Origin of the sequence: Desulfomicrobium apsheronum, from assembly GCF_900114115.1 — a bacterium.
In the GTDB taxonomy this organism is placed as follows: Bacteria; Desulfobacterota; Desulfovibrionia; order Desulfovibrionales; family Desulfomicrobiaceae; genus Desulfomicrobium; species Desulfomicrobium apsheronum.
The window spans coordinates 141,159-156,617 of sequence record NZ_FORX01000003.1 but is presented as its reverse complement, the minus strand read 5'-3'; the positions used below and the strand labels follow the sequence as shown (position 1 = coordinate 156,617).

Genomic DNA, 15,459 nt, shown 5'->3' with positions numbered 1-15,459 from the left:
GATGCAGAATGCGTGCCTTATATGTTGGTCAGGACAGGGCGCCCCGGCCTATCTGGCGTAATAGGCGGCCGCCCTGGGAGGCGCCTGGTGAGCCGGGTTCTTGGAAATCTCCGAAAAGGCGGATCTGAAAGAGGACAGGATGCCGATCACTTCGTCCACCATTGCGATATCCATCTTGAGGTTGGCCTGCAGCAGGCGGGTGCTGCAATACACGTAGAGCTTGTGCAGGTTCCGGGCGATCTCCCCTCCTTTGTCCGCGTTCAGGGAGCCGTCGAGCTCGGCTATGATATCGAGAGCCTGGGAAATGAGGATGCCCTTCTTGGCAAAGTTTTTCGCCTCGATCTCTCCCTTGGCCTGCTCCAGGAAGGTGATGGCCCCGTCGTAAAGCATGACCACGAGATGGCCGGGGGTTGTGGTGGTGACCTGGGTCTGCATGTAGGCGTTGGCGGCTTTGTGCACTGTGCGAACTCCTTTCTATCACTTGCCGGACAAACTGCTGATTTGCGAGCTGATCTGGGTGGAAATGTTGTTGTACGTACCTAGAACGCCTTCAAGCTTGGCAAAGCGCAGCCGCAGGTTTCTTTCCAGGAGGGTCAGGCGGCGTTCTTCATAGGCGATCTTGTCGTCGATGGAATCCATGATGTCCTGATAGTTGTCTTTGAGGACTTCAAGGGTTCCGGTCGTTGGGTCTGTCAACCTTTTGAGTTCGTCAATCAGTTCCTGGGTCTTGCCGGACTTGATCTGGACCGTGCCGGAATAGGAGCCGGCCGTCAGGTTGATGACTTCAATGGAAAGGCCTCGCGCCGCATTTCCATCCCCCATGGCCACGAGCTTTGTGCCGTCGATGCTGGCCGGGTATCCGTTGATGCTCGCGGCACTGATGTTGCCGCCGGCGTCCACGGTATAGTTTACGGAATACTCCCCGGCTTGGGTCACGCCCTTGATGGACGAGTCGAAATTGAAATTCGAGGATTCCACCGCGATCCCGTTCACAATTTCCTTGGTTGACGGGTACTGGTCGGCACTGAAGAGACGGGCCACGGCGTCGGGGTCGGTGTTCAGGGCTGCGGAAAAGGCACCGGGATCGAAAATGAGCAGGCCGAAAGTCGGAGAGCCCTGGCTGGTGTCCGTGGTGATGCCCACGCTGCCCAGGGAAACGATGGGGTCCATGTCGTAGTCGAACCCGACTCCTTTTTCCGCCAGGATATTCTTGAGCTTCTGCTGAATCATCTGCATGCCGTAGTTGCCGGTCAAAAGAGACCCGGAAACATTTTCACCGACTGTCGTGACCTGGGTCTGGTCCTTGATCTCCTGCAGCACCGAATTCACGGCCTCGACAAAGGTCTGCACCTTCTCGGCGACCGCTTCCGGGTCGAGGCTGGTGGTGATGGTCGAGCTGCCGATGCTGGCCAGATTCAGGGTCACGCCGGAGATGATATCTGAGATGGAGTTTGAGTTACGCTCGAAGTAGCCGTCGGTGGCTCCCTGGATCTGCGTGAACGCTGCCGGTTGAAGTTCGCCGACCGTGGTCCCGGGGGAATTGATGATGGAAATCTGTTTGTCCGAGCCCGCCGCGCCCTTCAGGGTCAGTTCGACATTGCCGGACACGTCCTCGGCCGTGGCTATGGGGGTGCCCACGGCGGTGTTGATTTTGCCGGCCAGATCTGCGTAGGTGTCCGCGGCCGCAACGGCGACGGAATACAGCGTTCCGTCATAGGCGAACTTGAAGGTACCGTCGGTGGTGGTTATGGTGTCCGCCGTGGTCTTGCCGGTAAAGGTGGCCTTCAGGATCTCTTGGGTGGCTGTGGGAGTAAGAGGAAAGCCATCGACCCGAAGCTTGGCGTTGGCGGCATTCTGGGTTTCAATGAACTGACTTTGGCTGAAATTTGTGAGCAGGTTGGCCGAGGTCGAGGATTCATCGACAATGAAGTCGTTGCCGGCGCCAAGATCCATGCCCCGAATTTGCAGCCGGTAACCGCTGCCGTCGTTGACCACGCTGGCACGTACGTAGTTGCGATTATCCGCGTCGGAGTTGATGAGACTGGCGAACTGATTCAGGGTCGTGGTGCTGGTTACGTTGACGGAGACCTGCCTTGAGCCGGCCGTAAAGACGAATGTTCCCGCCGCGCCACCACTGATGACTTCATCCGGGGAGGAAAAAATTACCGCCCCCATGTGCATGTCGTTGGTCGCCAGGGACAGCACATCCACCTGGTGGGTACTTTCTTCCGCGTTGCTGCCCGCCTTTGCGGTCACGGCGGTGGTGTTGGAAGAGATCGCATTTTTGATCAGGAACTCGTCCGTGGTGTTCATGGTATCCAGGGACGACTTGAGGGAAAGCATGTTCGAAGAGAGCGAATCAAAGGCCTCGCTCTTTGCTTCCCACCCCGCCCGCCAGTACTCGAGCCGCTTGGTTCGGGTTTGTTCGACTTCGATGAGCTTGGTCACCATGGCGTCGAAGTCCGTCCCGGACCCGAGGCCCGTGAAGCGGATGGCTCCGGAAATAAGCGAACTGGTCAGGTCATCAGCCATGTCATTCCTCTGGTGCGTTGGGTTGGACGAATCTGTTCATGCTTCGAGCAAACCTGGTGCCAGAATCAATATTCTCAAGTTAAAAAGGCCGGGCCGCTTTCGCGACCCGGCCGGGAAAGAGGTTCTACGAAGCTGTTACTATCCCTGCATGAGCTGCAAGGCCATCTGTGGCAGGCTGTTGGCCTGGGAAAGCATGGCCACCGCGGACTGGGTCAGAATCTGGTTGCGCACGAAGTTGGTCATTTCCGTGGCGACGTCGGCATCGGAGATCTGGGACTCGGCTGCCTGCAGGTTCTCTGCCTGGATCTGCAGGTTGGTGATGGTGTTCTCAAGACGGTTCTGCAAGGCGCCGAGGTTGGCTCGGATGTTGTCCTTGGAGGTGATGGCCGAGTTGAGGGCCGCCAAGGCTTCCTGGGCGCCCTGCTGGGTGGAGATGCTGTAGCCTCCAGATGCCGCGTTGCCGGTTCCGTTGGCCCTGGCGGCGTCTGAAGCGTTGCCTACTCCCAAGGCCGAGGCGGTGGAGTTGCCGATGGCGATGTAGTAGTAATCTTCCGCAGAGTCGTTGCCCGTGCCAAAGTGAACCTTCAGGGGGCCGGTTGAGGCCAATCCGCCGCCCTTGTGCTCATTGCCCCAATTCGCCACTGCCGCGTTTGTGCTGGACGCGGAGAGGTTGCCGTTCAGCAGGTAAATTCCGTTGAAGTCCGTGGCGTTGGCGATTCGGGTGATTTCCGAGGCCATGGCCTGGTACTCCGAGTCGATGATCAGACGCTGGTCCGAAGCGTAGGTGCCGGTGGCCGCCTGGGTGGCCAGTTCCTTCATGCGGATCAGCTTTTCGTCGATGACGCCAAGGGCGCCGTCGGCGGTCTGGATCATGGAGATGGCGTCATTGGCGTTTCTGACACCCTGGTTCAGGGATGCGATATCCGCACGCATGAGCTCGCGAATGGCGAGGCCTGCCGCGTCGTCGGCGGCGGAGGTGATGCGCAGGCCCGAAGACAGGCGGCTGACGGATGTCGACAGGTTGCCGTACGCGGATGCCAGGTTGCGGTTCGCGTTCATGGCCATCAGGTTGTGGTTGATAATGAGTGACATAAAAAATTCCTCCTTGAAAAATTAGCGGCGTCCTTGCCTTTGAATCGAGCAGTTTGCGGGCCTTGCTCATTGTTCTTGATGAGTAAATCGGCAGGGCGGGGAATTTCTTTAGAGGAATTTTGTCCAACATCACGTGTCGGACAAAGATTATTCGAAATCGGGGATGTGCTTGCGGGCCTCGGCGGCGGGAATGCCGCGCGAGCTGGCGATGGATTCCAGATTGTCCTCGGCGTCGGACTTGCGAAGATACAAAGGCTGGGGCGCCCGGCTTGAATACTCCGCCGCGCATGCGGCGGCCAGTAGGATGGACGGTAGGGGCGTATCGAGAAATTGAGGCAAGGCCGTGGCCTTCGGCAAGGCCGACAGTTCGGGATTTTTGCGCAGGCCGCTGCCGAGCAGGAAGATGTCCGCCGGACGTGACTGCAGCAGTTCGTAAGCCCTGGGAACCGGCAGCGGCCGGACAGGAGCCAGGGGCATGCCGGCCTTGAAGCCCTGGATGTAGACCTGCCCCTTGCGGGCGTAGGTCAGGATCCAGAGTTCAGTGCCGCCCACAAATGGTTCGGCCTGGGCGGCCAGGATTTGCGGATATTGCAGCCCGGCCATGGGGATGGCGTGCGGACGCGACAGCCCGTGCATGGCCGCGTGGGCGATGCGCAGGCCCGTGAACGATCCCGGCCCGCGCACACAGGCGATGCCAGAAAGCTCGGCGGCCCCCATGGACGGAACTCCAAGGGCGCGCGCAATGGCCGTGGGCAGATGGCGGATGGATTGCCCGGGGCAGAGAATCTCCTCGCTGAACATGACCTCGCACGGGCTGCCAAGGACAACCTGAATGCGTTCCTCGGCGCAGTTCAGCGCGAGATAGCGGCTACCTGAAGTGTCGGAGGATATCATTGAATGTGGCCAGGATCATGAGCATGAGCAGCAGCATCATGCCTATCTTCAGGGCAAATTGCTGAACGCGCGGACTAAGCGGTTTGCCGGTGACGGTTTCCAGGAAAAAGAACAGGATGTGCCCTCCGTCCAGGACCGGGATGGGCAGCAGGTTCAGGATCCCAAGGTTGATGCTGATCAGCGCGGTCAGTGCCAGCAGGTTGACGATGCCGTTTTGCGCTTCCTTGTGGATCATCTCGGTGATGAGGATGACCCCGCCCATGTCCGACATGGGGATGACCCGCTCGATGAGCTTGACGATACCCATGACCATCAATCCGCTGACTTCCCAGATTTGGCGGGCGCCCTGAACTGCGGCGTCAAAAAATCCAAGCTCGCGACTCAGGATTTCGCCCTTGGGAGCGATGCCGAGCATGGGCATGGTCTTGATTTCGCCGAACAGATTGCGCTTTTCCTGCAATCGCGGGGTGACGTGCACGGAAAAGAGCTCGCTGCCCCGTTGCACGGTCAGGAACATCGAATCGCCTTCATTGGCTTCGATGCGATCGACCAGGTCTTCCCAGACCTCGATCCGTACTCCGTCGATTTCGATGATCTGATCTCCGGGGACGATGCCGGCCTCTTCGGCCGCGCTTGAGTTGGTCACCTGGCCGATGACGGGCAACAGCTCCTGCGCGCCCTGGCTGTAGGCCAAGCCCCAGAAAATGAACCAGGCCAGGATGAAGTTGAACACGGGCCCGGCCAGCACGACCAGCATGCGTTGCCAGGGCGGTCTGCGCGAAAATGATTCCTCCGGGCCAAATCCTTCGGGAAGTTCGGCATCGACGGATTCGCCCACGAGCTGCACGTAGCCGCCCAGGGGAAAGGCGCAGACTCGGTAGTCCGTCTTGCCCCGGGTGAAGCCGAAAAGCCGCGTCCCGAATCCCAGGGAAAAGACGCTCACTCCCATGCCGAGGCTGCGAGCGACCACGAAGTGGCCCAACTCATGAAAGAAGATCAGTCCGCCAAGGACCACAACCACAGCCAGAATACTGGTTACCATTCGCCTTTTCCTATGGCCTCTTCGGACCGAGTTCGTGTTTGCGCATCAAGGTCCAAAATGTCCCCCAGATCATGCATCAAGGTCAAGGAATGTTTGCCAAGCATCATTTCGATGAGCCGGGCAATGCCCGGAAAAGAGATGCGCCCGTCAAGAAATGCCTGAACCGCGATTTCATTGGCGGCATTGAGCACCACGGGGTGGCTGGGACCGGCTAAGAGCGCCTCGCGCGCCAGATTCAGACAGGGAAAGCGCAGCGGATCGGGAGTCTCGAAAGTCAGGGTGCCGATCCGGGCCAGATCGAGGCGCTCAAGGCCGATGTGCAGCCTTTTGGGATAGCCGAGGCAGTAGCCGATAGGGATCTCCATGTCCGGCATGCCAAGGTGGCCCAACTGCGAGCCGTCTTCGTACTCGACCAGGGAGTGGACGATGGACTGGGGATGTACCACTACGTCCACCTCATCCAGAGACGCGCCGTAAAGATGCACGGCCTCGATGATCTCAAGACCCTTGTTCATCATGGTCGCGGAGTCGATGGAAATTTTCGCGCCCATGGACCAGTTTGGGTGCCTCAGGGCCTGAGCAGGAGTCACGGCCTGGATTTCATGCAGGCTTTTTGTGCGAAACGGTCCGCCTGACGCGGTCAAGATCAGGCGGCAGGCCTGTCTGCCCTCATGGCCCGTGAAGGCCTGAAAAAGGGCGTTGTGTTCCGAGTCCACGGGAAGAATGACGGCACCGCTGGCCTGGCAGACACTGCGGAAAAGGTCTCCGGCAAGAACGAGGGCCTCCTTGTTGGCCAGGCACAGCACCTTGCCAGCTTTGGCTGCGGCCATGGCCGGGACCAACCCGGCCGCGCCGACCTGGGCGGCCAGGATGAGGTCGGCCTCGGGCAGGGTGGCCATGGTCGTGTACCCTTCCTGTCCAACGAGAATGCGCGGGTTGTAACCTTCAGGGAGCAGGGCGGAGAGTTCGTCTGCTTTTTCCTTGTTCAGGACACCCAGGTATTTCGGACGGAAGATTTCGGCCTGCCTGGCCAGCAGCTTTATGTTCCTGGCTCCGGCCAGGGCCACGACATCAAGGTCGTCGCGGTTCTTGGCCACGACCTTGAGCGCGCTTGTGCCAATGGACCCGGTGCTGCCCAGAATGGCGAGGGTGCGCTGGCCGGGGCGGTCGAAAACCGGGGATGAGAGGCCTGAAATGTACTTCATGGCTTTTTGCCTCAGGCGAAAAAGGAGAACAAGGCGGTCAGCCCGCAGTACAGGGGAAGGGTGAAGAGCAGGCTGTCGATGCGATCCAGAATCCCGCCGTGCCCGGGCAAAATCTTGCCGGAGTCCTTTATCCCGCGCCAGCGTTTCAGGGCGGATTCGAAAAAGTCGCCAATCTGCGCGGCAATGTTCAGGGCCACGCCAAGCAAGGCGAAGCTCGTCCAGTGCGCGTTGCCAAAGGAAAGGCCCATGGCCGTGCAGACCAGGACGCTCGCGCAGAGGCCTCCAAGGCTACCCGCCCAGGTTTTTTTCGGGCTGACCGAAGGCCAGATCTTGGGGCCGCCGATGAAGCTTCCCGCATAGTAGGCACCGGTGTCGGCGGCGAAGGTGGTCAGCAGCACGAGTCCGATCTCCGGCGCGGAGATGGTCCGGAACAGACGCAGGATAAAGGGCAGGTACAGAAGGCCGAAGAGCAGTGTCTGACTGTCATTAAAGGCGTCGGGAGATTTTCCTCTGTCGTGGGCGATCAGAAACGAAACGGCCACGACCAGCATGGCTACTAAAGCCAGGGCCGCGCCGCTCCAGGCCAGGGGCGCCCAGACCATGCCCAGGGCAAAGAAGAGACCAAGGGCCTTCCAGAGAGGCTTCTCCCGTCCCGGCCAGAACATGGCATAGAATTCCATGAGCCCAAGACCGGCCACGGCCGTGATGGCGATGCTCAGGACCGGGTCCCCGCTCAAGATGGCCCAGCCGAGCAGGGGCAGCAGCAATAGGGAGGTCAGGACGCGTTTGAAATGCGGACTTTTCATGCGGTCTCCTCCCCCGTGGTCCCGAAGCGGCGCTGACGGGACGCATAGTCCTCCAGTGCGGCGTGCAGTTCGCCGACATGAAAGTCCGGCCAGGGCACGGCGGAGAAATAGAGCTCGCTGTAGGCGCTTTGAAAGAGCAGATAGTTGCTAAGCCGCAGTTCGCCGCTGGTGCGCAGGATCAGATCCGGGTCGGGCATGCCCGAGGTGTAGAGTTCGCCGGCGAACATCTCCTCGGTCAGTTCCGACGGGTTAACCTGCTTCTTCACCAAGGCCTGGCAGGCACGCAGAATTTCAAGCCGTCCCGAATAGTTGAGGGCCAGGTTCAGGTTCATGGCCGAGCAGGTGGCGGTTTTTTCCATGGCGTGGCGCAGCACTTGTCTGGTGGGCAGGGGCAGCTCGTCCAGATCTCCGAGCACGTTCAGTCGGATGGACTGTTCCAGCAGGGAGGGAAGCTCCGCGGTCAAAAAGTCCTTGAGCAGGCCAAACAGAAAACTGACCTCCTGTTTGGGCCTGGACCAGTTCTCCTTGGAGAAGGTGTAGAGCGTCAGGTAGGGAATGCCGAGTTTTCGGCATTCCTTGACGATTTCGCGGGCGGTTTCGGTGCCGGCCTTGTGGCCGGCGCTGCGGTCAAGACCCCTGGCGCGAGCCCAGCGGCCGTTGCCGTCCATGATGATGGCGAGATGATTGAGCGGTGGCATGGACTGGATCTAGATCTCCATGATTTCCTTTTCTTTTTCGGTAAAGACCGCGTCAGCCTTCTTCACGAAGTTGTCGGTGGTCTTCTGGACCTCGTCCTGGCCCTTGTGCAGATCGTCTTCGCTGATTTCCTTGGCGGTGTGCATTTTCTTCAGGGCGTCGTTGACGTCCCGGCGCACGTTGCGGATGGCGACCTTGGCATCTTCGGTGTATTTTTTGGCCATCTTGACCAGGTCCTTGCGGCGTTCCTCGGTCAGAACCGGGATGTTGATGCGAATGGCGCGGCCGTCGTTGATGGGAGTGAGTCCCAGGTCCGACTTCATGATGGCCTTCTCGATGCTGTTGAAGGCGCTGCGATCCCAGGGGGAAATGGAAATGGTGCGGCTGTCCGGGATGGATACGGAGGCAACCTGATTGAGCGGGGTCGGGGTGCCGTAGTAATCGACCCGGATGCTGTCCACCAGCGCCGTAGAGGCCCGGCCGGTGCGCAGCTTGGAGAAATCCTTTTCCAGACTGTCGATGCTTTTCTGCATCCTGTTGGTGCAATCCTGTGTGTGCTTTTCCATGTCATTCTCCTTGAACAATTGTTCCGACTTCCTCGCCTCTGACCACCCGCTGGATATTGCCGGGCACAAAGAGGTTGAAGACCCCGATGGGGAGTTTGTTGTCCATGCAAAGGGATATGGCCGCGGAATCCATGACCTTGAGGCGACGCTGCAGCACGTCCAGATAGGTCAGTTTGTTGAACATGACGGCGTCGGAATGTTTTTCGGGATCCTTGTCGTAGACGCCGTTGACCCTGGTGGCCTTAAGGATCGCCTCGCACTTGAGTTCCATGGCCCTGAGCGCCGCCGCTGTATCCGTTGTGAAATAGGGAATGCCCGTACCGGCTGCGCAGATGACCACGCGGCCTTTTTCGAGATGACGGATGGCGCGGCGCCTGATGTAGGGCTCGGCCACTTCCTTCATGTCGATGGCGGTCATGACGCGGGTCGTGATGCCCAGTTTTTCCAGGGCGTCCTGAACCGCCAGGGCATTCATGACCGTGGCCAGCATGCCCATGTAGTCGGCCGAGGCGCGGTCCATGCCCTTGGAGGAGACGGAAATTCCACGAAAAATGTTGCCGCCGCCGATGACCATGCTGAGCTGCACGCCCATGGAGGCCGCCTCGGCAAGTTCACGACAGATGGATTGAATGGTCTGGGGTTCGATGCCGAAGCCCTGCTCTCCGGCCAGGGCCTCTCCGCTCAGCTTGAGCATTACTCTGCCGTATCGGAGTTTCTCCATTGTATAGGTACCTCTTGGGTAAGCGGTGAACGAAAAGGAGGCCGGGATGCCCAGGCCTCCTTCTCGGATGATCGTATATCCATTTCGCGCATCCGCTGCAACAGTAGGCGTGAAGCGGGGCGGTGCGGGGCTTGACGATCTGAGGGCCAAAAAAAAGGGCCTTGCGGCCCTTTGCTTATGCGCCGATGGCGAACCGGAAGAACCGGACAATATCGGCGTTTTTTCCAAGAAGATCCTTGATGGTCTTCTTGTCGTCCTTGATGAAGAGCTGTTCGCGCAGACACACTTCCTGATAGAACTTGCGGATGCGCCCCTCGACGATTTTCTCGGCGATCTGGGCCGGCTTGCCTTCTTCCTTGGCCTGGTTCAGGTAGATTTCCTTCTCCTGGGCCAGGGTTTCGGCCGGGATCTGATCCGGGCCGACGCAAAGGGGATTGGCGGCCGCGATCTGCATGGCCACGTCCTTGGCCAGCTCGGGAGTGACCTGACCGGACAGTTCGACCAGGACGCCAAGCTTCTTGGTGGAGTGGACATACGTGCCGATGGCTCCGTCGCCGGTGAAGGACACGTAGGCCAGGCGGCCGACCTGCATGTTCTCGCCGATCTTGCCGATGAGGCCAGTCAGATCGGAGGCTTCGGCAGGCAGCGCTTCCAGGTCGTCGGTCTTCTTTTCGAGCGCGAGATTGGCCAGGACTTCAGCCAGGGCAATGAATTCCTCGTTCTTGGACACGAAATCGGTCTCGCACTTGAGTTCGCTCATGGCGGCGGACTTGCCGTCAGCGGCGACGACAACGGTCACGAGGCCCTCGGAAGTGGCGCGGCCCGCTTTCTTGGCGGCCTTGGACAGCCCCTTTTCGCGAAGCCATGCAATGGCCTTTTCTTCGTCGCCATCGCATTCGGTCAGTGCCTTTTTGCAATCCATCATGCCCACGCCGGTGCGTTCGCGCAGGTCCTTAACCATCGCTGCGGTAATGCTCATCGTATTATACCTCTTCGTCTGTATCTACGGATTCTGGCTCTGCGGAACCGGCCGGAAGCTCAACTTCGGGAACCTTGGTGGTCTTGGGCTCTTCCACGGCGTCCTTGGTGCTGGCGGCGCCTTCCATGCATGCATCGGCCATTGCGCCGGCAAAAAGCTTGATGGCGCGGATGGCGTCGTCGTTGCCGGGGATGATATAGTCAATCAGGTCGGGATCGCAGTTGGTATCGACCACGGCCACGATCGGGATACCGAGCTTGCGGCATTCCTTGACGGCGATCTCTTCGCGATGCGGATCGATGATGAAGGCGGCCGCAGGCGGCTCTTCCATATCTTTGATGCCGCCCAGGGTCAGGTTCAGCTTGGTGACTTCGCGTTCCATGCGCACGACTTCCTTTTTCAGGAAGCGGCTAACAGAGCCGTCTTCGAACATGGTTTCAAGCTTCTTCAGGCGGGTGATGCTGGTGCGGATGGTCTGGTAGTTGGTCAGCGTGCCGCCGAGCCAGCGGTTGGTGACGTGGTACATGCCGCAGCGCTCGGCTTCGGTCTTGATCACGTCCTGGGCCTGGCGCTTGGTGCCGACAAAAATGATCTTTCCGCCGCGTGCAACGGTATCCGCGATGAAATCGTGGGCCTTGCGGTACAGCTTCACGGTCTGCTGCAGGTCGATGATATGAATGCCCTTGCGCGCGCCGAAAATGAAGGGGCGCATCTTGGGGTTCCAGCGGCGGGTCTGGTGGCCGAAGTGGACTCCGGTTTCCAGCATCTGTTTCATACTTACATAAGCCATGGTAATCTCCTTGGTTTTATTCCTCCGTCCGCAGGAGCCCGAATGGGCCAAACCAAAAGTGCGGACGTGTGGAGTGTTTGGGAACTGAAGTCGGTACGCGAGAGCTTTATGCTTGGCAAGAAAAAACTACACCCGGGCGATGAGGGGAATGACAATGGGGTCGCGTTCCAGGACCTTGCGGAAAAAGCGGCGCAGGGAGGACCTGATCTTCTCTTCCAACTTGTAGGCCTCGCAGCCGGGATTGCCTTCCATTACATCAAGTATGATGCACTTGGCATCTTCAAGGATGTGGGAGAAATGCTGCTCGAATATGAAGCCCTTGGACTGGATGCTGGGGCCGAAAACGATGGTCCCGAATTCGTCCTGCACCAGGAGCACGATGACAAGCCCTTCCCCACCCAGGATCTGGCGTTCCTTGAGCACGCTCTGCCCAACGTCGCCCACGCCCTTGCCGTCGACGAGGATGGACTCGGCGAAGACCGCCTCCTCCAGGCGGATGCCTGAGGGCGAAAGGGTCACGGGCTGACCGTTCTCCAGGATCAATGCGCGTTCCGGGGCGATGCCGCGCGAAACGGCCAGCTCGGCGTGCTTGAAGAGGTGGCGGTATTCGCCGTGCACGGGCACGAAGAACTTGGGCCGGACCGTGTCGAGCATGATCTTGAGCTCTTCCTGGTGGGCGTGGCCCGAGGCGTGGATGGCCTGCACCTTCTCGTAGAGGACGCTCGCGCCGTGCCGGTAGAGATCGTTGATGACGCGGGTGATGGCCCTGGTGTTGCCCGGGATGAAGCGCGAGGACATGACCACGGTGTCGCCCTTGTGGATATTGATCTGTCGGTGCTCGCTCCTGGCCACGCGGCTCAGGGCCGAGAGGGGCTCGCCCTGGGAGCCGGTCAGCAGGATCACGATCCGGCTGTCGTCAAGGTAGGCCAGCTCTTCCATGTCGCACGAGTTTTCGCGGTTGAAGCGCAGATGCCCGAGATCCTTGGCGACCTCGATGTTGGTGACCAGACTGCGGCCCGTGAAGGCCACCTTGCGGCCATGCTTGGCGGCAAGGTCGAAAATTTCCTGCATGCGCTGGATGTGCGTGGCGAACAGGGTCACCAGGATACGGCCCTTGGCATCGGCAAAGACCTCGTCCAGGGAGTCCTGAATTTCCTGTTCGGTCAGGGAGAAGCCTTCCCGCTCCACGTTGGTCGAGTCGGAGAGCAGGAGCAACACGCCGTCGTCCGAGAATTTTCTGAAGGCTTCAAGATCGGTGGCGTGCGCGCCCTGGGGATTGCGATCGATCTTGAAATCCCCGGTGTGCACGATGCGTCCGGCCGGAGTTTCGATGCCAAGGCCAAAGCCTTCGATGATGCTGTGGCAGACCGGCATGAAGGTCACGGCGAACTCGCCCAGGTCGACCCGCTCCCGGGCGCGCACCGGGTGCAGCTTCACGTGGGAGTCGAGATTGCGCTCCTGCAGGCGTTTCAGAGCCAGGCGCAGGGTGAACTCCGAACCGTAGAGGGGAACCTCCTGCAGGTAGGGAACAAGCCAGGCCAGCGCTCCGATATGGTCTTCATGCCCGTGGGTCAGAAAGATACCCTTCAATTTGTGCTTGCGGCTGACGATGAAGTCCATGCGGGGGATGACCACATCTACTCCATAGAGGATGACATCCGGAAACATGAGCCCGCAGTCCACCAGGATCATGCTCTGCTCGGTCTCCAGGGCCATGCAGTTCATGCCGATTTCTCCCAGCCCGCCAAGAGGGGTCAGGGTCACGTGCGATTCGGGCATTAAGAGGCTCCGGTATGTTGAGGTGTTATGTGATGCTTGCGCATCCTGACGGAAACTAAGGGAAGTGGCGCCCAAGGACAAGACCAAAAAAAAGGCCGCAGTGAAGCGGCCTTTTTTGTGTGGAAGACGGGATTAATCTTCTTCCTTCTTGCTGTCGGCGATGACCTGTTCGGCCACGTTGGGTGGGCACTCCTCGTAATGGGCGAATTCCATGGTGAAGGTGCCCTGACCGCCGGTCATGGAGCGCAGGTCCGGGGCGTATTTCATCATTTCGGCCATGGGCACGTGAGCCTTGACTTCGGTCACGCCGCCGATGGAATCGGAGCCAAGGACCCGGCCACGCCTGCTGGAGAGGTCGCCGATGACGTCGCCCATGAACTCGTCCGGAATGAAGACGGCCGCGAGCATGATGGGTTCGAGCAGGATCGGGTTGCACATCTCGACGGCTTTCTTGAAGGCCAGCGAACCCGCGATCTTGAACGCCATTTCCGAGGAGTCCACGTTGTGGTAGGAGCCGTCGTAAACCGCCACCTTGAAATCGACCAAGGGATAACCGGCCAGAAATCCGCGCGCCGCCGCTTCCTGGACGCCCTTGTCCACCGCCGGGATGTAGTTGCGCGGGATGGAGCCGCCGACGATCTCGTCCAGGAACTCGTAGCCCGCGCTGCGGGCGTTGGGCTCCATGCGGATCCAGCAGTCGCCGAACTGGCCGCGTCCGCCGGACTGCTTTTTGTGTCGGCCCTGGACCTGGGCCTTGCCCTTGATGGTCTCGCGGTAGGGGATCTTGGGGGTCTTCAGGATGATGTTTGTCTTGTAGCGGCGTCTGACCTTTTCCACGGCCAGTTCGATGTGCAGCTGTCCCATGCCGGTAAGTAGCATGTCGCCGGTCTCATCGTTGCGGACCAGATGCAGGTTGATGTCTTCGTCCAGCAGCTTCTGGACCGCCGCGAAAACCTTGTCTTCCTCGCCTTTTTCCTCGGCGGCCAGGGCATAGGAAATGATGGATGGGCTCAAGGCCGGTTTGGGCAGGATGAAGGGGGCCTTTTCTGCGCACAGGGTGTCGCCGGTGGCCGTGTTCTTGAGCTTGGCCACGGCCACGATGGCTCCGGGGCCGACTTCCTGCTTGCAGGGCGTCTGCTTTTTGCCTTCCAGAAACAGGATCTGGCCGATCTTTTCCTTTTCGTCCTTGGTTGCGTTGAGGACGACGGCGTCGGGGGAGAGCACGCCGGAGAGCACGCGCAGCACGGAGAGCTGCCCGGCGAAGGGGTCGGCGATGGTCTTGAAGACAAAGGCGGCAAACGGGGCGTCAGGGCTCGACGGGCGTTCGTTGCCATCGGCGTCGAGCCAGGGCTCGTGCTCAAGCGGTGAGGTCATGAGATTCTGGATGGTGTCCAGGAGCGTGACCGCGCCCTTGTTCTGCATGGCGGCACCCACGCAGACCGGGACCAGCATGCGTGCGGCGATGCCCGCGCGCAGACCGGTGGCCATCTCTTCGTCCGTGAGCGAGCCTTCCTCCAGGTATTTCTCCATCAGTTCTTCGCTACTTTCGGCGATGTTCTCGATGGCGATTTCACGCGTCATGGTGACTTCGTCGGCCAGGTCTTCGGGCATGTCGATGGGAGTTAGACCGCCATTCTCATCGAAGGCGTAGGCCTTGTCGGCCAGGACATCGACCATTCCCCGAAAGTCGGCTTCGCTGCCGATGGGTAGAAAAAGGAGGACGGGCTTCATGCCCAGGACGTCGATCAGGCCTTGATAGGCCATCTGGAAATTTGCGCGTTCACGATCCATCTTGTTGATGAAGACCATGGCAGGCAGCGAGGCCTTGACGGCTTCGGACCAGATCTTCTTGGTCAGCGGCTTGACCCCGTCGATGGCGTCGATGACCAGGACCACGTTGTCCGCGCCCTGCAAGAGATAAGGGAGATCGCCTATGAAGTTGTTGTCGCCGGGCGTGTCGATAAGGAAATTCAGGTTCTTCTTCCAGGGGAGCTGTGCAAAGCCGGGTTGAATACTGCCCCTGCGTTTGGTTTCTTCGGGTTCGTAGTCGAGAACCGTCGAGCCCTCGTCGATCTTGCCCAGCCTGGTGATGGAACCGGCAGCGAACAGCAGCATTTCGGCCACTGAAGTCTTTCCGGTTCCTCCATGCCCTATCAGGGCGAAAGTCCTCTGTTTTTGAAGTTGATCCTGCATACAGCCCCCTTATGCAAAGTATTACGCAACCATATGGCTACAGGGTATAAGATCGTTCCTGTCTTTCGGGATGAAGGACGGGAATTCGCTTGCAAAAGAGAAGAAATTGGATGAAAGTCCCACGCTCTATAACCTCTGGGTGCTTGTAACCCGTCTGCGATCCT

Annotated in this window: 14 protein-coding genes; all 14 read right to left on the bottom strand. The window is 59.6% G+C overall.

Annotated features, from left to right (window positions below; genetic code table 11):
* Window positions 1-48: 48 nt before the first annotated feature.
* Complete coding sequence (gene fliS, locus BMZ40_RS04885) at window positions 49-459, bottom strand: flagellar export chaperone FliS (RefSeq protein WP_092372999.1); 411 nt, start codon at window positions 457-459, stop codon at window positions 49-51.
* An 18-nt stretch (window positions 460-477) separates the two neighbouring features.
* A complete protein-coding gene (fliD, locus tag BMZ40_RS04880) occupies window positions 478-2,532 on the bottom strand; it encodes a flagellar filament capping protein FliD (RefSeq protein WP_092372998.1) in 2,055 nt (684 codons plus the stop codon).
* A gap of 138 nt (window positions 2,533-2,670) precedes the next feature.
* Window positions 2,671-3,624 carry a flagellin N-terminal helical domain-containing protein gene (locus BMZ40_RS04875; protein WP_092372997.1) on the bottom strand — a complete coding sequence of 318 codons (954 nt, stop codon included), beginning with the start codon at window positions 3,622-3,624 and terminating at the stop codon, window positions 2,671-2,673.
* Between the two features lie 147 nt (window positions 3,625-3,771).
* Window positions 3,772-4,518, bottom strand: a complete 747-nt coding sequence (gene tsaB / locus BMZ40_RS04870) for a tRNA (adenosine(37)-N6)-threonylcarbamoyltransferase complex dimerization subunit type 1 TsaB (protein ID WP_092372996.1) — start codon at window positions 4,516-4,518, stop codon at window positions 3,772-3,774.
* Window positions 4,493-5,560, bottom strand: coding sequence for an RIP metalloprotease RseP (gene rseP / locus BMZ40_RS04865; RefSeq protein WP_092372995.1), 1,068 nt, complete (start codon window positions 5,558-5,560; stop codon window positions 4,493-4,495). Before rseP ends, tsaB begins: the two co-directional genes overlap by 26 nt.
* Complete coding sequence (gene dxr, locus BMZ40_RS04860; RefSeq protein WP_092372994.1) at window positions 5,554-6,765, bottom strand: 1-deoxy-D-xylulose-5-phosphate reductoisomerase; 1,212 nt, start codon at window positions 6,763-6,765, stop codon at window positions 5,554-5,556. Before dxr ends, rseP begins: the two co-directional genes overlap by 7 nt.
* An 11-nt stretch (window positions 6,766-6,776) precedes the next feature.
* The gene (locus BMZ40_RS04855) at window positions 6,777-7,571 is read right to left on the bottom strand and encodes a phosphatidate cytidylyltransferase (RefSeq protein WP_092372993.1); all 795 of its coding nucleotides are present in this window, start codon (window positions 7,569-7,571) and stop codon (window positions 6,777-6,779) included.
* Window positions 7,568-8,269, bottom strand: a complete 702-nt coding sequence (uppS, locus tag BMZ40_RS04850) for a polyprenyl diphosphate synthase (protein WP_092372992.1) — start codon at window positions 8,267-8,269, stop codon at window positions 7,568-7,570. The genes BMZ40_RS04855 and uppS overlap by 4 nt, the downstream gene beginning before the upstream one ends.
* Before the next feature lie 9 nt (window positions 8,270-8,278).
* Window positions 8,279-8,833, bottom strand: coding sequence for a ribosome recycling factor (gene frr / locus BMZ40_RS04845; protein ID WP_092372991.1), 555 nt, complete (start codon window positions 8,831-8,833; stop codon window positions 8,279-8,281).
* A gap of 1 nt (window position 8,834) precedes the next feature.
* A complete protein-coding gene (gene pyrH, locus BMZ40_RS04840) occupies window positions 8,835-9,554 on the bottom strand; it encodes a UMP kinase (RefSeq protein WP_092190880.1) in 720 nt (239 codons plus the stop codon).
* A gap of 175 nt (window positions 9,555-9,729) precedes the next feature.
* A complete protein-coding gene (tsf, locus tag BMZ40_RS04835; protein WP_092372990.1) occupies window positions 9,730-10,533 on the bottom strand; it encodes a translation elongation factor Ts in 804 nt (267 codons plus the stop codon).
* Window positions 10,534-10,537: 4 nt separating this feature from the next.
* The gene (gene rpsB, locus BMZ40_RS04830) at window positions 10,538-11,323 is read right to left on the bottom strand and encodes a 30S ribosomal protein S2 (RefSeq protein WP_092372989.1); all 786 of its coding nucleotides are present in this window, start codon (window positions 11,321-11,323) and stop codon (window positions 10,538-10,540) included.
* A 126-nt stretch (window positions 11,324-11,449) separates the two neighbouring features.
* Window positions 11,450-13,102 (bottom strand): ribonuclease J, encoded by a 1,653-nt coding sequence (locus BMZ40_RS04825; RefSeq protein WP_092372988.1) that lies wholly within the window; start codon window positions 13,100-13,102, stop codon window positions 11,450-11,452.
* Window positions 13,103-13,234: 132 nt separating this feature from the next.
* Entirely contained in the window at window positions 13,235-15,295 is a 2,061-nt protein-coding gene (fusA, locus tag BMZ40_RS04820; RefSeq protein WP_092372987.1) for an elongation factor G, read from the bottom strand.
* Between the last annotated feature and the right edge of the window lie 164 nt (window positions 15,296-15,459).